We start from the raw sequence: 21,638 nt of genomic DNA, 5'->3' as shown, positions 1-21,638 counted from the left end.
TGGACACATGAGCGAAGAATCAAAACTTCCCCTGTTCAACGCGCGGGTGCGACGCGAACTCTACGAGCAGCGAGTTCTCGTTCTCGACGGCCCGCTCGACGACGACAACGGGACCCTGCTGGCCACGCAGATGATGGCGCTCGCCACGCATGACACGTCGGCCGACATCGCTTTGTGGATTCATTCCCCGGGCGGTTCCGTTCCCTCGATGCTGGCGATCCGCGACGTCATGCGCATCATTCCCTGTGACGTTTCCACTCTCGTGCTGGGAATCGCTTACAGCGCCGGGCAATTCCTGCTGTCGTCGGGGGCCAAGGGAAAGCGTCGTGCCCTGCCGCACGCACGCGTTCTGATGCACCAGGGGTCGGCGGGCATCGGCGGCACCGCGGTCGACATCGAGTTGCAGGCCGGTGACCTGCGGCATACGCGTGACACCGTGCTCGGCCTGATCGCCGAGGACACGGGCCAGCCGGTCGAGCGCATCTTCGAGGATTCGCTGCACGACCGCTGGTACACGGCGCAGGAGGCGCTCGACTACGGCTTCATCGACGCGATCGTGCAGACCTTCGACGAAATAGCGCCGCAGCATCGCCCCCGTCCCGGATTCGGCGTCACCGAAGGAGTCGGCCAGTGAGCACCTATACGATCCCGAACGTCATCGCGCAGAATCCGCGCGGCGAGCGCGTGATGGACGTTTATTCGCACCTGCTCACCGAGCGCATCGTCTATCTGGGCACCGCGATCGACGCCGGTGTGGCGAATGCGCTCATCGCGCAGCTGATTTTCCTGGAGTCGGACAACCCCGACGCGGAAATTCAGTTCTACATCAACTGCGAAGGCGGGGATCCGAGCGCGATGCTCGCGATTTACGACACCATGCGGCACATCCGGCCGCGCGTTTCCACGACGTGCGTCGGACAGGCCGTCGCGGTGGGTGCCGTGCTGCTCGCCGCGGGCGCCGAGGGGAAACGGGCCGCCCTTCCGCACGCGCGGGTCATCCTGCACCAGCCGGCCGCCCAGGGGCGGGGCGCGATCCCCGATCTCATCCTGCAGGCCGACGAGGTCGTCCGCGTACGGGCCGACATCGAGCGCATCCTGTCACGGCACACCGGTCAGAGCATCGAGACCCTGCGCGCCGACACCGACCACGATCGGGTGTTCACCGCGACCGCGGCCATGGAGTACGGGCTCCTCGACCAGATCATCGAGGAGCACTCGTAAGCCCGCGCGCCACCCCGGCCGGTCGCGTCACGCCGCCAGGGCGTACGCGACCGAGCCGGCGGCGGTAAGCGGTCGAGCAGGCCGAGCCGGTCGTGCTACGCCGCCAGGGCGTACGCGGCGGCCGAGCAGGTGGCGCCCCTCGACGTGCTGTGCTGGGCGGAGCGCAGGTTGTCGGCGACGGCGAGGGTCAGATCGATCAGGGTCACGTCCAGCGCGCCGGCGACCGCGGCGATCATCTCGCTCGACGGCTCCTTGAGGCCTCGCTCCATCTCGGAGAGATATTGCGGCGAGACCCCGGCGCGGCTCGCCGTCTCGCTCAGCTTCTCGCCCCGCTCGTGACGGAGGCCACGCAGGCACTCACCGAGCACGTGCCGCCACAGCGGCTCGCCGACCGGCGACGGCGTGGGGACGGTCCTGTCGATGGCTGGGCGCAGCGGCGGGATGGTGGAGGCCATAATTCACCATAGACAGGCGGGGCGTTCGCGTGCCGCCTGCTTCGCGTAGAGCGGAACGCCCCCCGCCTCCTTCCCCCTGCCGCGAGCCTCTGCCCACGCCTCCTCCGCCCGGCCGCGAGCCAATGTCCCGGCCTCCTCCGGTCGACCTCCTTCGCCTGGTCGCGACCCTCCTCGGGTCCACGCCCGCTCGTATCGCCGACGCCGGACGGCCGGATGATCGACATCCCGCCAGCAGTAGCTACGTTTGCGTGTCTATCTAACGCCCGCTATGGTCGCGTAGATACGTAAAAGTTGCTAAAGGAAGCCCGACACACCATGTCTCAGATCGTCTGGAGCACTCGCGCGGAGACCGAACAGGACGTTCCGGCGATCCGCGAGATCCTGCTGGCGGCGTTCCCCACCGCGCTGGAGGCCGACCTCGTCGACGCCCTGCGCAAGGATCCCGCCTGGATCCCGGCCCTGTCCATCGTCGCCACGACCGCCGAAGGACCCGCCGGATACGCCCTGCTCACCCGCTGCCACGTCGGTGACGCGCCCGCTCTCGCCCTGGCCCCCTGCGCAGTGCTGCCCCGCCACCAGCGGCAGGGCGCCGGCTCGGCCGCGATCCGCGCCGGGCTGTCCGCCGCCCGCGACCTGGGTGAGAACCTCGTCCTGGTGCTCGGCCACCCCGCGTACTATCCGCGGTTCGGCTTCACGCCCGCCTCCGCCTACGGCATCCGTCCCCCGTTCGAGGTCCCCGACGAGGCGATGATGGCGCTCACCCTGGACCCGGCGGCCCCGGCGCCGGACGGCGGCTCCATCGTCTACCCCGCCCCGTTCGGCGTCTGACCGCGACCTCGGGCCGCAGGCGGACGCCGTCCGTGCTGTCCCACGGCTCCTCGGTGACGGTCACCGTCATGCCGCTCTTCCTTCCTCGGTACGGGCCTCGGCACGGGCATCGGCACGGGCCTCGGCACGGGCATCGGCCAGCCTGCGTTCCCGGACCGTGCACGCGAGGCGGACGACCACCGAGCGGACGGCTTCGGCGGGGCGGTTCGACGGCACGAACAGTTGCTGCTTCACCCGGGCGAGGTGCTGGTGCCTGACGACGGACGGGCGCAGCCGTGACTCCCAGGCGGTCAGTGCGGCGCCGAGATCGCCGGGGCTCGCCCGCAGTTCACGGCCGAGCTCGGCGCCGCCGCGGAGGGCGAACGTGGCGCCCATGCCCGAGTAGAGGTTCAGGCACCACGCCGCGTCGCCCACGAGCACCACCCTTCCCCGGCTCCACCTGGGCATCTTCACCTGGTGCACCGAGTCGAACAGGAAGTCGGGCGTCTCCTCCAGCGAGTCCAGGGCGTGCCGCACCACCGGGTCGTCCATGTCGGAGAACGCGGCGCGCAGCCGTTCGATCCTGGATCCGGTGAACTCTCCTTCGACGTCCTCGGTCCGGTAGGTCAGCAGGGCGGTCGGTGGCCGGTCGGCGAACCCGAACACCCACGCCCCACGGCCGGCCCGGGCGCTGATGATGCTGTCCGCCTCCTCGAACGACGGCACCTGTTCCCTGAGCTGGAACGCGCAGATCATCGCGTTCCACCCGGTCAGGTAGTTCTCGGGCGGGCCGAAGACCATGCGGCGCACGTTCGACCGCATGCCGTCGGCGCCGACGACCAGGTCGAAGCGCTCGCGCCGCCACACGCCGGCTTCTTCGAGCAGGGCGCGGACGTCTGCGCCGGTGTCGTCGATCTCCACGGGTTTCGTGGCGAAGTGCACCGGGATGGGGTCGTCCGTTCCGTTCCCGCTGATGCCCTCCCAGAGTGCGGCCTCGATGTCGCCCCGGACCACCGCCGCCGGGTCGCCGGGCTGGTGCAGGAACCCCAGGCCAGGCTCAAGGTTCCCGCGCCGGTTCAGCGACCACGCCTTTCCGCCGCCGGGCGGGTTGCGGGTGTGCAGGTGGTCGCGGATGCCGAGGTCGGCGGCGGCCTGTCGGCCTTCGGGCATGAGACCGACGAAATAGCCGCCCCTCCGGCGTTCCGGAGCCTTCTCCACGATGACCGGGTGCCAGCCGGCCTGCCGCAGCCCGATCGCCGCGGACATGCCGGCGATGCCGAGCCCGACCACCAACGCGCGTTTCCGCATGATGTTCGTTCCTCTCTTCAGTGGTCAGCCGGGGACGACGACGGCGCGGGTGCGTCCCTGGTGCGCCCAGGCCGCGCCGACGCGGCTGAGCGGGTAGGTCGTGTACGACGCGTCGAAGGTGCCGTCGGCGAACCGGGTGATCATCTCGGGGAACTCGGCGATCATCTCGGCCTTGGAGACCGAGCCCATTCCGCTGCCGGTGATCCGGATCCGGCGGCTGCGCAGGAGTGCCGCGGGCAGTGCCGCCTCGGTCCCGGCGAGTGAGCCGATCTGGACGTACGACGTCGCCGCGCTCTCGTCGTCCGGGCGGACACTGCTCAGCGCGGTGAAGACGGCCTCGGCCACGGGGCCCCACACGAAGTCGAGGATGAGCGAGGGCTGCGCCTCAGCGAGGGTGGCGGCGAGTGCGGTCTTCATGGTGTTGGGCGCCGGGTCCGCGAGCGGGACGGTGACGGCGCCGAGGTCGCTCAGTCGTTCCAGCGCCTCGCGGTCGCGTCCGGCCGCGACGACCTGCTTCGCCCCGAGCGCCAGCGCGGCCCGTACGGCCAGGCTGCCCGACATGCCGGTCGCGCCGAGCACCAGCACGGTGCCGAGCTCGCCCGCCTCCCTGCGGTGGGCGACCAGCGGCATCCAGCCCGCCGAGGCGGGGTTCATGCCGGCGGCGACCGCGAGCGGGTCGGCTCCGGCGGGCAGGTCCACCTCGAACGGGGTGACCATCGTTTCGGCCATCGTGCCCCAGGGCGACCGGGCCAGGCCCGTGTAGACCAGCCGCCCGTCCTCGGTCCTGGCCACGGCGTCCACGCCGGGGACCAGGGGGAACGCCTTGCCGCTGCGGTAGTGGCGGCCGGTGGCCATGCCTCGGACGACGTGGTGCAGCCCGGCGCCCACGAGGCTCAGTGGGGGGCGGCCCGGCTGTGGTTGCGGGGCCGGGAAGTCCGCGCAGACGGGTGTCGCATCGGCGGAGTTGACGACGGCAGCACGCATGACACGCTCCTGAACTAAGTTCAATTCGGACGTCACCAACCGTGCCTGAACTTTGTTAAGGTGTCAACCGTGGCGAAGGGCATCACTCGGGAGCGGATCGTGGCGGCGGCCCTCGACCTGCTGAACGACAAGGGCATGGACGCGCTCACCGTCCGCGCGCTCGCGTCCCGGCTCGGCGTGGGAGCCCCGGCGCTCTACTGGCACGTCCGCAACAAGCAGGAACTGCTCGACGAGATGAGCACGTTCGTCATGCGCCGCGTCACCGACGCCCTCTCCGAGATCGCGCCCGGCGCGGGCTGGCGTGACGACGTGGCCGCCTACGGCCGCGTCCTGCGCTCCGAATACCTGCGGCACCGCGACGGGGCGCGCATCTTCAGCGGCACCCGCTTCTCCGACCCCGACGTGGTGAAGGCGAAGGAACGCTGGCTCGAACGCCTGACGGGGGCCGGGTTCTCGCTGGCCGAGGCGGACGACACCCTCGACCTGGTCACCGCGTTCGTGGTCGGCTTCGTGATCGAGGAGCAGGAACGCGGCCAGTCAGGCGGCGACCCGGACCGCTACTCGCTCGCCGAGCGGGACGCGTGGCTGGGGGAAGGCGCCGAGCTGGTCAAGGCGGCGGGGCATCTGCGCGACGACGGGGACCAGAGGTTCGAACGGCAACTCGGCGTCGTCCTCGACGGGCTGGCGGCCCGGCTGCCCTGACGGTTCGTCCGTGCTGGTGGCCGGGCCGCGGTGACGGCCCGGCCCTTGCGTCACTTGCTGTGGCGGAGCGCCGCGCGTACGGCGGTGTAGATGACGATCCAGAGCACAGCCGCGGGGATGATGAAGGCGAAGACCAGTTCCGGGACACCGATGTTGGGCATGTCCGCACCATAGGGAGGCCGGATCAAGAAGCGCTTGACGATCACTTGCGGGCGCGGGAAGGCCGAAGGTTCCCGGTGGTGACAGCCGCCGGAGTTGGTGGGACTGTGAAAGGCAAGGTGACCTGCTGGAGGAGATCGTGGCACACGCTGAGCTGAACACGGACGTGGTCCTCGCCGCCATCCGCGACAACGGATTCGCCGCTTACGACGTCCTGGTCAAGCAATACCCGTCCGACGCGGTGATCACGGAGTTCACGCGGGCGGCCAGGGAGGGGTTCACCACCTTCGGCGTGGCGGTGCACCTGGCGTCGCTGACGGACAAGGGGAGCAAGCGGCTCGACTCCCTCTGATGACCTCTGCGCGGCTCAGCTCAGGAGAGCTGGTTTCGGAGTGAATGCTCGCACCGAGTCCCTCTCGAAATGGGGGACGATGTCCACTGGGTCGCTCAGGACGTCGGCCCACGCGCTCGATCCGGAGACGTGGATCGCTCATGGGCAACAGTGTGACCCCGGCGCGAGGGGCTGAACAGCTCACGCCGGGGGCCGTTCACGTGCCGGCTCGTCAGGCCGCTCCGGTGCGGAGTTTCTCCTTCGGGACGACCTGGCGCACGATGCTGGGGCTCGACCAGTGGAGCTGGGCGATGGCGTCGAAGCCGCCGTCGTAGAACTCCATCCTGATGTCGTGCGCCCCCGCCGTCAGGGCGATCTGCCCGGTGTCCTCCCGCTTGGAGTGGTCGGTCCAGTTGTCCACGAGCAGCGTCCCGTCCACCCAGAGGCGGACGCCGTCGTCGCTGGTGGTGATGAAGGTGTACGTCTCGGCGCGGTCGGCGATCACCTTGCCCGTCCACCGCACGCTGAACGTGTCCGGCTCCAGGGCCGGGTCAGGGGAGGCGGACCCCCAGTCGAAGTCGACGTTGGGGTCGACGCGGGTCACCTTGGGGTTGGTCAGGTCGGCGTTGTCGAAGTAGGTGGCGTTCAGGCCCTCCTCCTCGACGACCAGGGTCGTGACCGAGGCGGCGGGCAGGGTGAGCGTGGTGGCGCCGCCCGCGACGGTGGCGGAGCCGGCGCGGTGCGGGGCCCACGCGTCGGAGGTGCTGCGCCAGACGGCGGCCGTGGCGGCGGTCAGGCCGGTGAACGACAGCGTGGTGGGCAGCGGCTCGTCGCCGACGTTGACCAGGACGATGTTCTTGGCCGCGTCGGAGGCGAACACGTGCAGCGCGTCGTCGTCGGACGTCGCCGTCACCATTGTGGCGCCGAACGGCCGGAACAGTTCTTCGCCGGTGAACATGCCGATGCCGTGGTAGATGGGCAGCGGCTCGTTGCGCGGCACTCCGCCCTCGCCGTCGGTGCTGGTCAGGCCGAGCTGGCCGTTCTTGTCGCCGTACTGGTAGGCGGCCGCCCCCGCGTGCAGGATCTGGCCGAGCGCCGCCGCGCCCCACAGCGTGTTGAAGTGCGTCAGCGTACGGTGGCCGTCGTCGTCCTGCCAGTCGGAGTTGAACTCGCCGATCTGCAGGTCGATCTCGTGGCCGAGGATCGACCTGGCGAGCGCGGCCACCTCCTTCAGGTCGGTCTCGTACTGGCGGATGACCGGGCCGAGCAGCTGCTCGTCGGTGACGGCGTCGTTGCCGCTGCCGTAGTCGTGGTAGTCGAGGAAGTCGACGCGGTCACCCGACACGGTGAGGAACGTACGCAGATAGTCGAGCTTGTTCGACGACGTGGCGGGGCCGCCGAGCCGCACAGCCGGGTCCTTCGCGCGCAGGGCGTCGGCGATCAGGTTGAAGCGCCTGCTGTACTCGGCGGCCGGGATCTCCGGCTTGCCCGGCACGCAGCTGCAGTCGGTCTCGTTCCCCACGATGAATCGCCGCACCGGGTCGCCCGTGGCGGCGAAGTGCTCGTAGAGCGCGACCGCGTCGTCCCGGTTGACCTCGGCGCTCTGGCGGGCGTCCACCGGCAGGATGATGACCGGCTCGGCGCCCAGGTCGCGGATGGCGGTGATCCAGGCGTCGCCGGTGATCTTGGTGTCGCAGAAGAAGCCGCCGCAGACGATCGGGCTGTCGTGGTCGCCGGGCACCTCGTAGTGCAGCTCGATGCGCATCCGGCCGGGGCCGAGCCTGCGGATGAGCTCTCGGTGCCGGGCGTCGTTGGTGATGTACGACTGGTTGCCGTACCCCGTGATGCCGATGCCGTAGTCGGTGGCGGACAGCGTACGGACCGGCTTGGTGAAGTCGACCGAGACGGACGCCGGCGCGGCGGCCCGCTCCTGGGCGTAGGCCGGGGAGGTCGCGACGGCGACGGCCAAACCGCCTGCGAGGACGGCGCGCAGCAGGCGGCCGGCTAAAGCGATCATCGTGCTCCCATCGCAGATTCGAGATGTTGGATGATCATGGCATAGAGATCGTTACGGGGTGGTTACCTGGGCGTGGAGGGGGTGGACGGCGGGGTCAGGTGGGGAGGGTCAGGTAGGCGTGGGGGCGGAGGTGGTCCGGTGCGGTGGGGTCCGGGGTGACGCGGATGCGGGTGTGGGAGGTGGCCGGGTCCGGGAGATGGGGTAGGTGGTTCAGCCGCAGGTGGGTGACCTTGGCGAGGAGGCCGTCCAGGGTGGCCTCCGCGATCAGGTGGTTGACGTGGATCAGGTACGCCTCGATCGGGAGCGCCGTCACGGGGATGTCCAGGTGGGCCGTCGTGGGTGTGGCGGGTTGGTTCGGTAAGCGGATCTGCTGGGTTCGCGGGGCGGGGAGGGCGTGCGGGCCGCGGAACGGGCGCAGCAGGCGGCGGAGTCCTTCGCGGGACGACAGGGGAGCGGGGGCGTACCAGGCGATGGAGCCGTCGGGGGAGAGGTGGTCGAAGGGGTGGCGGGTGGCCAGGTTGGCGGGGTCGCCGGCCAGGAAGATCGTTCTGGTGAAGGCGGCGTACCAAGGGGCGCTTCGCGACTGGGGGAGAGCGGAGGCGAAGGCGTGCGCGGACGTGATGAAAGTGGCGGGGTCGAAGGTGCGCAGGACCGCGATCACGCCGGTGTCCTGGGCCGGGGCCGGGGGGTCGTCGAGTGTTGTGCGGAGGGATCTGGCGTGGCGGACGCGGGCGAGTCTCGCGTCGAGGTGGGTGCGCAGCAGGTGCTGTTCGGGGGCGGGTGCGGTCATAGGCCGGCTGTCCTGGCGATCTCGGCGGCCACCTCGTGGGCGGGGCGGTGGCCGACGACGATGCGGTGGACCCTGGTCGAGGTGAACGCCTTTAGAGCCTCGTCGTAGCCGTCGCGGATGAGGGGGAGCAGGTCGGCGCGTTCGTGGGGTTCCGGGCGGCGGTCGCGGGCCTGGACGCGGCGGGCGGCCTCGGCGGGGTCGAGGTCGAGCAGGATCGCCACGTCGGGGGGTGACACGGCGTATCGGGTGGTGAGTTCGGTCATCAGGGCTGCTGAGGGCAGGTCCAGGAGGGCGATCAGTTCGGTGGCCAGGGTGTCGAGGCGGGGGACGCGGCCGCGGTGGCGCGGGGCGAGGGTGCGGCACCAGCCCAGGGCGGCCTGGACGGCTGGGGTCGGCAGCCGGGTGAGTTGCTCGCGCAGGGTGCCGGCGCGGTCCGGGATGGGGAACCGGTCGTGTTGGGCGGGCGTGCCGTTCGGGGTGGGGGGCTGGTCGTGTTGGGCGGGCGTGCCGTTCGGGGTGGGGGTCTGTGGGTTCGGGGTGATTGTCGTGGTGATGGCGTTTCGGTAGAGCGGCAGGTAGACGAGTGTGTCGATGAGGGGGTGGCGTTCGGTGATGATCGCGGCTGCCGGGCGGCCGGTGAAGAAGCGCTCGGCCACGCCGTACGTGCACATCTGCAGGTAGAGGACGGCGAGCTTGAGATCGGGGCTGCCGAGGTGGTCGGCGGCCGAGGACAGGGTGTCGAGGTGCCGGGACAGCTCGTGTAGCGGGCCGCCGGGGTTCTCGTGCGGGCGCAGGCAGGACAGGACGACGTGGGGGCGGTCGGCGGAGGAGCGCTGGGCGAGTAGACGGGCGCAGGTGCTCTTGCCTGAGCCGTCGACACCGAGCAGCGCGACCCGGACCGGACCCGCGGCAGGCGCCGGGGCCGGGGCCGGTGGCATGCTCGCGGCGGGTGGCGGGGTGGGCGGTGTGGTCCGGGCCGGCGCAGGGTTCCCCCGGGTCGGGATGGCGGTGCGTGCTGGGGCATGGTCAGGGGTCATGGGTGCTCCGCGGCGGCGTCCTCGATGGCGATCAGGCGTAGGGTCGTGGCCGCGACGCGGGGCAGGAACGGCAGCTCCCGCTGCGTGTGCACCATCGCGTACAGCAGCAGCCGGGTCACGGCGAAGTCCCACAACGCGAGCCGATGACCCTCGCGCCAGACCCGACGCTCTTGCCCGTGGCCCACGGCCTCGCGGTGCAGGTCGAGGAGGGCGGTGACCTGCGACTCGCCGGCGTCGGGGGGAAGGACGAAGGCCAGCAGCTCCGCCAGGTCCCGCTGGGGCACGTGCAGCGTGGCGAGCTCCCAGTCATAGGCCACCAGGGAGAGGGCCGACCCCGTGCGGCGCAGGGCCAGGTTGCGGGGGTTGAAGTCGTGGTGGACGAGGGTGCGGGGCAGTTGCTCCAGCCGGCGCCACCACTGCGGGATCTCCTCGATGATCCGGCCGAGCCGGTCCGCCCCGGCGGCGGGCAGGAGTTCGGGATGTTCGGACGCGGCGTGCTCCAGCAGCGCCGACCACAGCTCACGCATGGACGTCATGCGCTCGGCGCTCTGCACCGGCGCCAGCCAGGTGCGCAGCTCGTCGTCGCGGCCGAGGAAGGCGGCGTGCACGGCGGCGATCCCGCGTACGGCCGCCTTGAGGTCGGCGGGGCGCCACCGTTCGGGGTGGTCCGCGCTGTCCAGGTGCAGCACGTCAGGGCCGAGGCGTTCCATGGCGATGACGTACGCCTCGCGCCCGGCGTCCTCGTGCACCCCGTACGCCCGCGGCAGCACCGCCCGCAGCGCCGGCTCGGGATGACGGTAGACGGCGAGCTCACGCGTGTGCAGGCCCGTGAAGCCGGTCCAGTCGCGCCAGCGCGGATACAGGTCGGCCACCCGGCCCCCGCACAGCGAGGCGAGCTTGGCGGCCTCGATGACGACCTCCTGGTCGAGCGGCTTGACCTTGAGCACCAGGTCCGTCTCGCCGTCGCCGCCGTCCCACTTCCAGGCCGCGCGAACCGGGAGGATCCCCGTGACCTTGCGGCGTTCCGATCGGGAGGTGAGCTCCGTGATGAGGCTCGATCCCGGGTCCTGGTCGAGCCAGACGACGTCGGTGACCTCCAGGCCGGGCGCCTCCAGGGCGCGGGCCAGCATCGGGCTTAGCATGGGGGCACCGAGGTCGTCGCGGCCGAGCCAGTTCACCCGCCGGCTCCGGCCGAGCCGCTCGTGCGCGTCGGCGAACTGGCCGCCGGCCACCGCCGCCATCGTGGACAGGTTGAGCGCGAGCGCGAACCCGCAGATGATCTCCGCGAACCGGGCGGCGTGGCCTTCGCCGCGGCAGCCGAGCACGTCCAGATAATCGCTCTGGCGCACGAGCCTGGTGCCGCCCCCGACCACGCCGGTGACCAGGCTCGGCAGGACGAGCGTGGCGCGCAGGTCGCCTTCCGACACGTCCACGGAGAACAGGCCGGTGCCGGACTCGTACACGCTGGCGATGTCCTGGCCGGTGGCGACGAAGATGGCCGCGATGACGTTCGCCGCGTCGATGTCGTGACCCGCCATGCCGGCCTGCTGGCCGGCCAGCACGCTGTGCCGGTAGAGCCGGTCCACCGCCTCCGGCGTGCTCTTCAGCACGCGCCGCAGGGTCTCGCGGTCCAGGACGCACTCGGCGGCGACCCGGGTGCCGCGCCCTGAGATCATGTTCAGGTGGGTGAACTTCTTGTCGCCGCTCAGGTTCGCCTCGATCGCGAACCAGGTCGGCGCGAGCCCCGGCATGACGGCCAGCCGGTCGTTGATCCATTGGCAGGCCCGCCAGGTGGCCGCCGTGGTCATGTTCTGGCCGCCAGCGTCGGCGGTCTCGTACACGAACCGCACGTGTACGGCCCGGCCGAGCTGCACGGGATCGACCGCCGTCAGCCGCGAGTGGGCCGACACCTCGGCCACCCGCCGGTCCAGGTCGGCCTTGCGGGTGACGATCCAGCGGGCGAACTCGGCCGCCGCGCCCAGCCCGGCGAACTCGAACACCGGCGCCCTGGTCATCCGCTGGGAGATGACCTGGCTGGTCACCCCGCCGGCCAGCGTGATCGCCTTCGCGCCGCGCGCGACCGAGGCGACCAGGGCGCCCTCGGTGGTGGCCAGCGGCGCCGTCACCATGCCCTGGGCGTGGCGGCCGGTGAACAGCAGCGGCCCCGCCAGGCCGACGGGGACCTCGACCACGCCGACGTAGTTCTCCAGGTTGCCCGGGAGTGTGCGCGGGTCGATGGTCGAGTGCTCCAGGGCGGGCAGTGCGGCCTTCGTGGTGGTTCGTAACCAGGCCAGCAAGTCCCGGCGGGCGCGTTCGGTGTACTGGCCGCGCCCCGGCAGGGTCGGGTACGGCGTCTCGCGCAGCGGCCCGGCCTGGGGCTCGGCGGTCAACGTCGTCCTCCAGCGAACGAGAGCACGCGCTGCCACGCGGCCGGATCGTCCCTGAACACCCGGTCCTTGACTCTGGTGGGCCGTTCGCCCTCCTCGACCCGGCGCCGCCACTCCCGCCAGAACGCCTCCACCGGCACCGCGTGCACCAGCGGCGCGGCCAGGGCTCCCGAGCGGCGGGCGGCGGCGTAGCCGGGCTCCTCGCGGCACAGGGCCTGGTCGAGGGTGTCGCGGAACGGAGTGAGGTCCGCCGGCGGGGCGGTGAAGGCCACGGCCGCCTCGTGCCGGGGCAGGCCGGCGAAGGCGGCGGCTTCGGGTTGGGGCGGGCCGGCGGAGGTGTCGGCCGTCTGGTGTCCAGGCGGGCCGGCGTTCGGGCGCGCTCGGTACATCACCTGCTGGACGGGCAGGCCGGTCGTCTCGCCGGCCGCCGCGACCGCGCGTAGCACGTGTGACTCGCGGACGCGCTCGCCCGCCTCGGAGACCCGGCCGTCGCGGCAGGAGTACTCGACGATCGGCGTCGCCCCGGCGAACCCCACCACCCGCACGATGTCGCGCACCGCGCACCGGTACAGGCCGCCGACGTGCGAGACCACGACGTGGTACTCCTCGCCCTCCTGGAGCTCGTGCGGCTCCAGGGTGTCGCTCCACGGCTCGATCCGGTCGCCGGCCGGGATGAACTCGTACAGGCAGCCGGAGACCATCAGCGCCCCGCCCGACGATCGCCCGGCCAGGGGGACGGCCAGCGGCCCCTCCGACGAGCCGATCGGCGCGGGACGGATCCGCAGCCCCGCACCGTACTCCTCGCGCAGCGCCGGCAGGTAGAGCCGGGACACGTAGGTGTTCCAGGTCAGGAGGAGCTCCAGCCTGGGCCAGAGATCGGCGGGGCGCAGTGTGCCGCGGCGGGCGGCGACGCGTTCCAGCTCGGCCGCCCGGCCGGGGGCGGGCGGACGCAGCGGTATGCCGCCGACCGTTCCGTTCCTGATCTCCTCGACCATGCGGGGCCACCACTCGCGGAGCTGGTGGGGGAGTGCCGCCGCGATGGCCGGGTTGACGGCGATGATCCCCCGTACGTCGTGCTCGGCCGCCATCCGCAACCGCAGGTAGGCGCGTTCCCACGGGCCGGCGCCGCCCAGCTCGGCCGGGAGCCGGCTCCAAGGCGCGCGGTTGCCGAGGCCGACGGCGAGGTCCTCGCCCGCCTTGGCGAAGTCGAGCTGACTCGGGCCGAGGTGCGGCCGGCCGTCGCTGGTCCGGCCCGTGGGCGAGTGGGGGTCCTGCCACAGGTTGAGCACCGCGTCATCGCGGGCGGGCAGATCCGGATGATGCCGTACGAGCTGTGCGAAGCCCGCGAAGTAGAACGGCAGGAAGCAGCGGCGCAGGAACCCGGCCGTCACCGGGATGCTCTTCTCCCCGCCGGTCGTGCCGCTGCTGGCGAAGAAGGCCGTGGGCTCCTCGCTGGTCAGCACCTGCCGCTCGCCGGCGTGCACGCGCTCCAGCCAGGGCCGGAACTCCTCGTGCCCGCGGATCGGCGTCGCCCGCCGGTAACCGGCCGCGTCGCGCACCGCGGGCAGGCCGTGCTCGCGGCCGAAGGCGGTGCCGCCGTTCGTGGCGAGCAGCTCGGCCAGCACCGAGGACTGGGCGGCGCGCGGGTCGTCCAGCGAGGCCAGGGCCTTGCCGCTCTCCAGCAGGACCCGCCGCCGGTACGCTTCCGCGCGCACGGCCGCGGCTCCGGCGTCCCCCGTGGCGTTCCCGGCGGAGGAGGCGAAGGAACGTTCGGTGGTCATGGCCCTCCTGGTGATCGTTCGTGGGTGGTCGGTGGTCGGTCGATGCGCGTCACAGGTAGACCTGCTTGAGCAGGTCCGATGAGGGTCGCCGGGCGAACAGGCCGTCGGTGAGGCGGTAGGGGTCGATCCAGCCCCCCGGAGCGGCGAATCCACCCAGGTACGCCAGCAGATCGTCCCCGTCGCCGGCCCCGCCGGCCTCGTCCAGCATTCGGGCGGCCCGTCTCATGGCGCGGCGCAGCAGGTCGGGGCGGAACGGTTCGGCGGCTGTGCGTTTGAGCATCGCGATGAAGTACAGGCGCATCCCCAGGCGGTACACGGCCGGGTCGAACTCCCGCAGGCACAGCTCCGCCAGCCGGCCGAGGGAGTGCCCGTCCCATCCGCCGTACCGGCTGGAGCGGGCGGCGCGCCCGATCGGCACCCGTCCCAGCGGCAGCCGCGACGGCCGCGCCCCCAGCTCGCCCAGCACCCGCGCGAGCAGCGCGTAGTCGTGGGCCAGGTCGTCGTCATAGACGAGCAGCGCCTGGCCGCCCTCGGCCAGGCGGGGGAGCAGGTCCCGCAGGATGACCAGGAGGTAGTTGGCGTGCCCGTCGGCGCCGATCACCGGGCGCAGCGGCATGCCCCAGCGGGTGCCGTCCAGATAGGCGGGGCCGCCGTGCCCGCGGTGGTCCACGCACAGGTGCCGCCGTACCAGCAGTTCGACGGTCTCGTCGATCGAGGCGGCGGCGGGCCGGTCGGCGGTCAGGCCGGGGTCGTGCACGCCGAGCAGGCCGAGCTGCCGCTGCCAGTCGCGGGTGGCCGCGCGCGTGGACGGGTGCACCCAGCCCTCCCGCTCGACGCGCTCGGTGTAGTGGCGCAGGCGGTCCATCGGGCGGGCGTCGCCTGAGGCGTGGAAGCGTACGTAGAGGTGACCGAGGTCCTCGACGGACACCGTGTCGTGGTCGAGGTCCGGATGCCGGCGGTCGAGATGGTCCCAGAACTGGATCGTCTGGCCGGTCAGGTTCGCGGCGCGCGGGTTCCAGTAGTACTCGAGGTCGCGGACCAGCCGGGTGCTCCGGAAGAGCGTGTCCACCCAGAGGAAGCCCTTGACGTGCGTGGGCAGCAAGGGCTTGGTGGCGGTGATGGTGACGGGTGCGAGCAGCAGCCGCCGGGAAGGACCACGCACGCGCGCTCCTCTACGACTACGACGCGGCGGGCTTCGGGAGCGCCCGGTCGATCCCGGACCATAGACGTTCGGCGCCGCCATGAGCCACCGCGCGAGCACGCCCTTGCGCAAAACACCGCCCCGGACGTAATGACGTTTCCGTCAATACGCCCGCGCTTTCGAGCGTCCGGCCGCCGCATTACGCCCGTGACTCCGGCCGTCGCATTGCGGCCGCGTTTTCGCGTGTCCAACCGCCGCATTACCGCGGCGTTTTCCGGCGTTCAACTGCCGCGCCGCCTCAGTTGAACGGCGGGTGGGTGTTCAACAAGCTCGCACCTTGCCGCGGAAAGCACCGCCCCGTCATTCTTTCATCGCCGGCGCCTGAAGTGCGGGACCCCGATCACCCGGTAACTCGTCCGATTCTCACGGTCCGCCGCTGTGCCATGCGCGAGACCTGCGCAGCACACCCGTGCGCCCCGGGCCGGTTCACGATGTCGGTTCTCTCGGAGGGAGCGCGTTGATGGCTGAAGAGCAGCTGTTCCTGAAGTCCAAGGTCATTGTCGAACCGCTGGTGGACAGGTTCTTCGCCTGGCCGCACACGATCGCGCCGGTGCAGGCGGCGCTGAACCTGGCCCGGCTCCAGGTGCCGTTGCTGGAGTCGTACCTGCAGTCGCCGCAGGTGCACGTGGCGGCCAGCAACAACCCCGAGCTGCGCGGCGGCTACTTCATCAACATCCCGGAGAGCCGCGTCGACGAGGTACGCGACCTGCTCGACACCATCAAGCGCGACCGCGCCGGCATGCTGCGCTTCGCCGACGCCGTCATGGCCGGGCAGGAGATCCTGCGCGCGAGCGCCACCGGGTTCGACCTGACCCCGCTCTACCCGAAGCTGCCCGCCGAGCTCGCCGGCCTGGTCGAGCTGGCCTACGACACCGACAACCAGGCGCAACTGCGCTTCATGGAGCCGCTCGTCTACAAGAGCGACGCCTACACCGAGGCGCGCCAGTCGGTGCAGTTGTCGTTCGAGACCGGCATCGAGCGTCCCTTCATCCTCAGCACCCCGCGGCTGCCGTCCCCGGACGTCCTCGAACTGGCCATCCCCTTCCGCCACCCCGGCCTGGAGGAGCTGTTCAAGGCCCGGGTGCGGCCGACGACCCTGAGTCACCTGCGCGAGGCGCTGGAGCTGGACGACGCCCAGGCGGCCCGGCTGTCCGGCATGCTCAGCGACCGGCCCAGCCTGTCGCCCGACCGGCACATCGAGTCCGGCGGCCGGATCCGCTACTTCGGCCACGCCTGCCTGGTGCTCCAGACGCCCGAGGCCGCCATCGTGACGGACCCGTTCATCAGCGCGGACAGCACCGCCGGCGACCGCTACACCCTGGACGACCTGCCCGACTACATCGACCTCGTGCTCATCACGCACGGCCACCAGGACCACATCGTCCTGGAGACGCTGCTGCAGCTCCGCGGCCGGGTTGGCGCCGTCGTCGTCCCTCGCTCCTCGCGCGGCAACCTGTGCGACCCGTCGATGGCGCTGATGCTCAGCCACCAGGGTTTCCCCGTGCTTGAGGTGGACGACTTCGACGAGATCCCCTTCCCCGGCGGCAAGGTGACGGCCACGCCGTTCCTCGGCGAGCACTGCGACCTGGACATTCGCGCCAAGTCGACCTACTGGGCCGAGCTGGCGGGCAAGAACGTCTTCATCGGCGCCGACTCCTCCGGCATCGACCCCGCCCTGTACCGCTACATCAAGGGCCACCTGGGCACGGCCGACTACGCCTTCCTCGGCATGGAGTGCGACGGCGCCCCGCTGACCTGGCTCTACCAGGCGCTGCTGACCATCCCGATCCCCAAGAAGATGAGCGACTCGCGCAAGCTGTCGGGCTCGAACGCCGAGCAGGCCGGGGCGATCATGACCGAGCTGGGGGCCAAGGAGGGCTACATCTACGCCATGGGCGAGGAGGCCTGGCTCGGCCACGTCATGGCCACCACGTACAACGAGGACACCTACCAGATCAAGCAGATCAACGAGTTCCTCGCATGGTGCTCCGACCGTGGCATCAAGGCCGGCCACCTGTTCAAGCAGCAGGAATGGCGCTGGTAGCCAGCAGGCTGCCGGCCCACCCCCATTGACGACGTGGCCATCGGTTCTCCAGGAGGTATGCCATGGCTGTGCAAGACATCTCGTACGTCGAGCTGTTCACGCAGGACAAGATCTCAGCCGTCGACTATTTCGTCACAGCCATGGGCTTCACCCGGGTCGCCGATTCCGTGGAGGTCGATCGGAGCTCCGTGCTGCTGCGGCAGGGCGGCGTGCAACTGGTCGTCACCTCCGGCCGCGGGATCTGGAGGTTCCTCGACACCTATGGTGACGGCATCGCCGACATCGGCATGACCTGTGACGACGTCACCGCCACCGAAGCCGCCGCGGTCGCGGCCGGCGCCGGGCCCGTCATGACCGTACGCGGCAACACGGTCGTCCCCGGCTTCGGCGGCGTCACCCACACCCTGCACCCGCAGGCGGACGAGCCCTCGGCCGTGCCGCCCGCCGGCCGCAACTGGGTCCCCACCCCGGACGGCCCCGCGGGCGCGGAAGGCCACATCGAACTGCTCGACCACGTGGCCGTCTGCGTCGAGGGGGGCAGGCTCGGCGAGTACGCCGACTACTACCGCGACGCCTTCGGCTTCTCCCGCTACTCCTCCGAGTACGTCGACACGGGCGGCCAGGCGATGGACTCGATCGTCGTGCGCAGCGCGTCGGAGCGGGTCACGTTCACGCTGGTCGCGCCGGACCCGGGCAAGGACGGCGGGCAGCTCGACGCGTTCCTCGAACGCAACGGCGGCCCCGGCGTGCAGCACCTGGCCTTCCTCGTCCGGGACATCATCACGGCCGTGCGCGACTGCCGCGAGCGCGGCGTGGAGTTCCTGACCACGCCCGCCTCCTACTACGACGCGCTCGCCGACCGCCTCCAGGAGGGCCCGTTCACGCTCGCCGACCTCAGGCAGGCGCACGTGCTGGCCGACCACGACGAGTGGGGGCAGCTCCTGCAGCTCTTCAGCCGCTCGCCCTACGAGCGCAACACGCTGTTCTACGAGCTCATCCAGCGTCTGGGCTCGCGCGGGTTCGGCAGCTCCAACATCCGCGCGCTGTACGAGGCCGTCCAGCGTGACCGGCTGAGCGCGGGATGACCGGCCACGGCCGGGCCGGGCCGGTCACCCTCGCCGACTACGCGGAACTGGCGCGGGCGCGGCTCGGCCCGGCCGTCTGGGACTTCGTGGAGGGCGGCGCCGGCGCCGAGCGCACCCTCGCCGCCAACCTCGCGGCCTTCGAGCACGTACGGCTGCGCCCCCGTGTCCTGACCGGCCTCGGCCTGCCCCACACCAAGACCGAGGTCCTCGGCCGGGTGTGGGACGCGCCGATCGGCGTCGCGCCCATGGCCTACCACACGCTCGCCGACCCCGAGGGGGAGGTCGCCACGGCCCGCGCCGGGGCGCCGCTCGTGGTGAGCACCTTCGCCGGGCGCACGTTCGAGGACATCGCCGCGGCCGCCTCAGCGCCACTGTGGCTGCAGGTGTACTGCTTCCGCGACCGTACGACGACGCGGCGGCTGGTCGAACGGGCGGAGGCGGCCGGCTTCGAGGCGCTGGTGCTGACCGCCGACGCGCCCCGGCTGGGGCGCCGGGTGCGCGACCTGCGCAACGGCTTCCTGCTGCCGTCCGGTGTGGCACCGGCCAACCTGACCGGCACCGGTTTCTCCTCGCCCGGCGGGCACGCGGCGGCCGAGTTCGACGCCGCGCTGGACTGGTCGGTCGTCGCCTGGCTGCGCTCGATCAGCTCGCTGCCCGTGCTGGTCAAGGGGGTGCTGACCGCCTCGGACGCGGTCCTGGCGAGGGAGGCGGGGGCCGGCGGCGTCGTGGTGTCCAACCACGGCGGGCGGCAGCTCGACGGCGCGCCGGCCACGTTCGACGTGCTGCCGGAGATCGCGGCGGCGCTGCGCGGGAGCTGCACCGTGCTTGTCGACGGCGGAGTGCGCCGTGGCGCCGACGTCCTGGCCTGCCTGGCCCTGGGCGCGGACGCCGTCCTGCTCGGGCGGCCCGTGCTGCACGGGCTGGCCGCGGGCGGGAGCGACGGCGTGGCCGGAGTGCTCGGCATCGTCATCGACGAGCTGGCGGAGGCCATGCTCCTCACCGGCGTCCCGGCCCCTCGCGACGCAGGCCCGGCCCTGCTCACCGCCGCGTCCCCGGCCGCGGCGGCGTCCGAGCTCCCGGCCGCTGTGACGACGACCGCGCCGGCGCCTTCCGAGCCTGTGGCGGGTGGTGTCACGCTGCGCAGGCACGACCTGCACGGCAGCCTGAACGATCCGCTGCTCGACACCATGAACTTCCTCAACGAGATCACGCACCGCTACCCGGACGCGCTCTCGTTCGCCCCCGGTCGCCCCCACGACGGCTTCTTCGACACCGAGGACGTCTTCACCCACCTGCGCCGCTACGTCGAGCACCTGGAGCGGGGCGGCGCCACGCCCGCCGAGGTCCGCTCCGCCCTCTACCAGTACGGCCCCACCAACGGCCAGATCCGCGAGCTGGTCGCCGCCTCGCTGCGCGCGGACGAGGGCATCGACGTGCCGCCCGCGTCCATCGTCGTGACCGTCGGCGCGCAGGAGGCGATGCTGCTCGCGCTCCGCGCCCTCATCAGGGGCCCCGAGGACGTGCTGCTGGTCTCCAGCCCCTGCTACGTCGGCATCACCGGCGCGGCCCGGCTGCTCGACGTCGCCACGGCCGTGGTCGAGGAGGGGGCGGAGGGGCTGCGCTGCGCCGACGTGGAGGCGGTCATCCTGGCCGAACGGGCCCGCGGCCGCCGTCCCCGCGCCTTCTACGTGGTGCCCGACCACTCCAACCCGTCCGGCGCCACCATGCCACTCGGCACCCGCGAGGAGCTGCTGCGCGTGTGCGCCCGGCACGACGTGCTGCTGCTGGAGGACAGCCCGTACCGAATGGTCAGCCCCGGCCCTCAGTTGCCCACGCTCAAGGCGCTCGACCGTGAGCGCCGCGTGGTACAGCTCGGCTCGTTCTCCAAGACGCTCTTCCCCGGCGCGCGCGTCGGCTACGCCGTGGCCGACCAGCCGGTCGAGGGCGGCGGGCTGCTGGCCGACGAGCTGTCCAAGATCAAGAGCATGGTGACGGTGAACACCTCCGCCGTGAGCCAGGCGGTCGTGGCCGGGATGCTGCTCGCCGCTCGGGGACGTACGTCGGAGCTCAACACCGGCCCGGCCGCCCACTACGGCGAGGCGATGCGGGTCACGCTGCGCGAGCTCGCCGCCTGCTTCCCCGACGCGGAGCAGCTCAGCGTGAGCTGGAACGAGCCCACAGGAGGCTTCTTTCTGACCCTGCGGGTCCCGTTCGCGGCCGGCAACGAGGCCCTGGTCCGGTCGGCGGAGGAGTTCGGGGTCATCTGGACGCCGATGTCGTACTTCTATCCGCAGGGCGGTGGTGACCACGCCATCCGGCTGTCCGTCAGCTACCTGCCCGCCTCCCTCATCCCTGAGGGCTGCGCCCGCCTGAGCCGCTTCGTCCGGGCCCAGGCCGGATGATCAGTTCTTGTCCAGGAACTCGATGATCGCGGCGTTCACCGCGTCGGGGCGTTCCAGATTGCCCAGGTGGCCGCAGCCGGGCAGCTCCACCAGGTCGCAGTCGGGGATGGCGTCGGCCACCTCGGCCACCAGGTGCGGCGGGCAGATCAGGTCGTCGGCGAAGGCGATGGCCCGGCACGGCACAGTGACGCCGCGCAGGGCGGCCCGCCGGTCGCCGACCGTGTCCACGCCGAGCTGGCCCGCCGACTCGCGCCCCGCGCCCGTGGTCAGCTCGAAGATCTCCAGCCAGCCGGAGGCGGCCGCGTCGTCGTTCAGCGTCGCGGGGGACAACATCTCCAGGACCGTGCGCATGGCCTCGTACCTGGGAGGAAGCTCGACGCCGCTCTCCCGCAGCGCCCGGTCGGCCCGTGTCAGCGCCCGCCTGGTCACATCGGAGCGCGACCGCGTCGCGATCAGCACCGCCGAGCGCACCAGCTCGGGGCACTCCAGGGCCAGCTCCTGCGCGATCATGGCGCCCATCGAGGTACCGACCACGCGGCACGGCCCGATGTCCAGGGCCTGGATCAGCCCCTTGGTGTCGGCCACCAGGTCCGCCAGCGTGTAGTCACCGGGAGGCGCGCTCGACGGCGCGATGCCCCGGTTGTCGAACACGATCGTCTCGTATCCGGCGGCGTTCAGCGCCGGCGTCTGGTGCATGGTCCACACGTGGCCCGCGGCGTTCGAGCCCATGATGAGCAGGACCGGGTCACCGCTGCCCGAACGCTGGTAGCTGAGCTGGATCCCGTTGGTGCTCACGAACGGCATGTCGCCCACCATGGCACGCGCCGCTCGGGCCCGTCGAACACCCGTCCAACTGGCGCGCCGCCGCACTTGAACGACCTCGCCCGGGCGGGGACACGACCCGCATACTCGCCCGGGATGTGGCCG

Annotated in this window: 18 protein-coding genes; 8 read left to right on the top strand and 10 right to left on the bottom strand. The window is 71.7% G+C overall.

What is annotated here, in order from left to right:
* Positions 1-7: 7 nt before the first annotated feature.
* Positions 8-634 (top strand): ATP-dependent Clp protease proteolytic subunit, encoded by a 627-nt coding sequence (locus tag AB0C28_RS43675; RefSeq protein ID WP_357861386.1) that lies wholly within the window; start codon positions 8-10, stop codon positions 632-634.
* Complete coding sequence (locus AB0C28_RS43670) at positions 631-1,221, top strand: ATP-dependent Clp protease proteolytic subunit (RefSeq protein WP_346109961.1); 591 nt, start codon at positions 631-633, stop codon at positions 1,219-1,221. Before AB0C28_RS43675 ends, AB0C28_RS43670 begins: the two co-directional genes overlap by 4 nt.
* A 95-nt stretch (positions 1,222-1,316) precedes the next feature.
* On the opposite strand, the gene AB0C28_RS43665 is transcribed toward AB0C28_RS43670, so the two are convergent.
* Positions 1,317-1,676, bottom strand: coding sequence for a helix-turn-helix transcriptional regulator (locus AB0C28_RS43665; protein ID WP_357861389.1), 360 nt, complete (start codon positions 1,674-1,676; stop codon positions 1,317-1,319).
* A 315-nt stretch (positions 1,677-1,991) separates the two neighbouring features.
* Between AB0C28_RS43665 and AB0C28_RS43660 the strand changes: the two genes are divergently transcribed.
* A complete protein-coding gene (locus AB0C28_RS43660) occupies positions 1,992-2,504 on the top strand; it encodes an N-acetyltransferase (RefSeq protein ID WP_358081710.1) in 513 nt (170 codons plus the stop codon).
* 66 nt (positions 2,505-2,570) lie between these two features.
* Here AB0C28_RS43660 and AB0C28_RS43655 read toward each other — a convergent pair whose 3' ends face one another.
* Positions 2,571-3,791 (bottom strand): FAD-dependent monooxygenase, encoded by a 1,221-nt coding sequence (locus AB0C28_RS43655; protein ID WP_358081708.1) that lies wholly within the window; start codon positions 3,789-3,791, stop codon positions 2,571-2,573.
* A gap of 24 nt (positions 3,792-3,815) precedes the next feature.
* The gene (locus tag AB0C28_RS43650) at positions 3,816-4,775 is read right to left on the bottom strand and encodes a hypothetical protein (RefSeq protein WP_358081706.1); all 960 of its coding nucleotides are present in this window, start codon (positions 4,773-4,775) and stop codon (positions 3,816-3,818) included.
* Positions 4,776-4,844: 69 nt separating this feature from the next.
* Between AB0C28_RS43650 and AB0C28_RS43645 the strand changes: the two genes are divergently transcribed.
* Both AB0C28_RS43645 and AB0C28_RS43640 read left to right on the top strand, forming a co-directional pair.
* Positions 4,845-5,477 carry a TetR/AcrR family transcriptional regulator C-terminal domain-containing protein gene (locus AB0C28_RS43645; protein ID WP_358081703.1) on the top strand — a complete coding sequence of 211 codons (633 nt, stop codon included), beginning with the start codon at positions 4,845-4,847 and terminating at the stop codon, positions 5,475-5,477.
* Positions 5,478-5,775: 298 nt separating this feature from the next.
* Complete coding sequence (locus AB0C28_RS43640; RefSeq protein ID WP_346109955.1) at positions 5,776-5,988, top strand: hypothetical protein; 213 nt, start codon at positions 5,776-5,778, stop codon at positions 5,986-5,988.
* Positions 5,989-6,199: 211 nt separating this feature from the next.
* Here AB0C28_RS43640 and AB0C28_RS43635 read toward each other — a convergent pair whose 3' ends face one another.
* From AB0C28_RS43635 to AB0C28_RS43610, 6 genes are all read right to left on the bottom strand, one after another.
* The gene (locus AB0C28_RS43635) at positions 6,200-7,984 is read right to left on the bottom strand and encodes a PA14 domain-containing protein (RefSeq protein WP_358081700.1); all 1,785 of its coding nucleotides are present in this window, start codon (positions 7,982-7,984) and stop codon (positions 6,200-6,202) included.
* Positions 7,985-8,078: 94 nt separating this feature from the next.
* Positions 8,079-8,774 (bottom strand): DUF6182 family protein, encoded by a 696-nt coding sequence (locus tag AB0C28_RS43630; protein ID WP_358081697.1) that lies wholly within the window; start codon positions 8,772-8,774, stop codon positions 8,079-8,081.
* Positions 8,771-9,712 (bottom strand): hypothetical protein, encoded by a 942-nt coding sequence (locus AB0C28_RS43625; protein WP_358081694.1) that lies wholly within the window; start codon positions 9,710-9,712, stop codon positions 8,771-8,773. The genes AB0C28_RS43630 and AB0C28_RS43625 overlap by 4 nt, the downstream gene beginning before the upstream one ends.
* 95 nt (positions 9,713-9,807) lie before the next feature.
* Entirely contained in the window at positions 9,808-12,201 is a 2,394-nt protein-coding gene (locus AB0C28_RS43620; protein WP_358081691.1) for a hypothetical protein, read from the bottom strand.
* Positions 12,198-13,979 (bottom strand): GH3 auxin-responsive promoter family protein, encoded by a 1,782-nt coding sequence (locus AB0C28_RS43615; protein ID WP_358081688.1) that lies wholly within the window; start codon positions 13,977-13,979, stop codon positions 12,198-12,200. Before AB0C28_RS43615 ends, AB0C28_RS43620 begins: the two co-directional genes overlap by 4 nt.
* Positions 13,980-14,028: 49 nt before the next feature.
* Positions 14,029-15,141, bottom strand: coding sequence for a hypothetical protein (locus AB0C28_RS43610; protein WP_358081685.1), 1,113 nt, complete (start codon positions 15,139-15,141; stop codon positions 14,029-14,031).
* Positions 15,142-15,640: 499 nt separating this feature from the next.
* Between AB0C28_RS43610 and AB0C28_RS43605 the strand changes: the two genes are divergently transcribed.
* From AB0C28_RS43605 to AB0C28_RS43595, 3 genes are all read left to right on the top strand, one after another.
* Positions 15,641-17,224, top strand: a complete 1,584-nt coding sequence (locus AB0C28_RS43605; RefSeq protein WP_358081683.1) for an MBL fold metallo-hydrolase — start codon at positions 15,641-15,643, stop codon at positions 17,222-17,224.
* A 62-nt stretch (positions 17,225-17,286) separates the two neighbouring features.
* Positions 17,287-18,309: a 4-hydroxyphenylpyruvate dioxygenase gene (gene hppD / locus AB0C28_RS43600; RefSeq protein ID WP_357861419.1), complete on the top strand. Its 1,023-nt coding sequence runs from the start codon at positions 17,287-17,289 to the stop codon at positions 18,307-18,309.
* A complete protein-coding gene (locus AB0C28_RS43595; RefSeq protein WP_357861421.1) occupies positions 18,306-20,711 on the top strand; it encodes an aminotransferase class I/II-fold pyridoxal phosphate-dependent enzyme in 2,406 nt (801 codons plus the stop codon). Before hppD ends, AB0C28_RS43595 begins: the two co-directional genes overlap by 4 nt.
* Here the strand turns inward: AB0C28_RS43595 and AB0C28_RS43590 are convergent, their stop codons facing one another.
* Entirely contained in the window at positions 20,712-21,515 is an 804-nt protein-coding gene (locus AB0C28_RS43590) for an alpha/beta fold hydrolase (protein ID WP_357861423.1), read from the bottom strand.
* Between the last annotated feature and the right edge of the window lie 123 nt (positions 21,516-21,638).

Origin of the sequence: Nonomuraea sp. NPDC048892 (assembly GCF_040649735.1) — a bacterium.
GTDB classification, from domain to species: Bacteria; Actinomycetota; Actinomycetes; order Streptosporangiales; family Streptosporangiaceae; genus Nonomuraea; species Nonomuraea maheshkhaliensis.
This window is presented reverse-complemented; position numbering and strand designations above follow the sequence as displayed.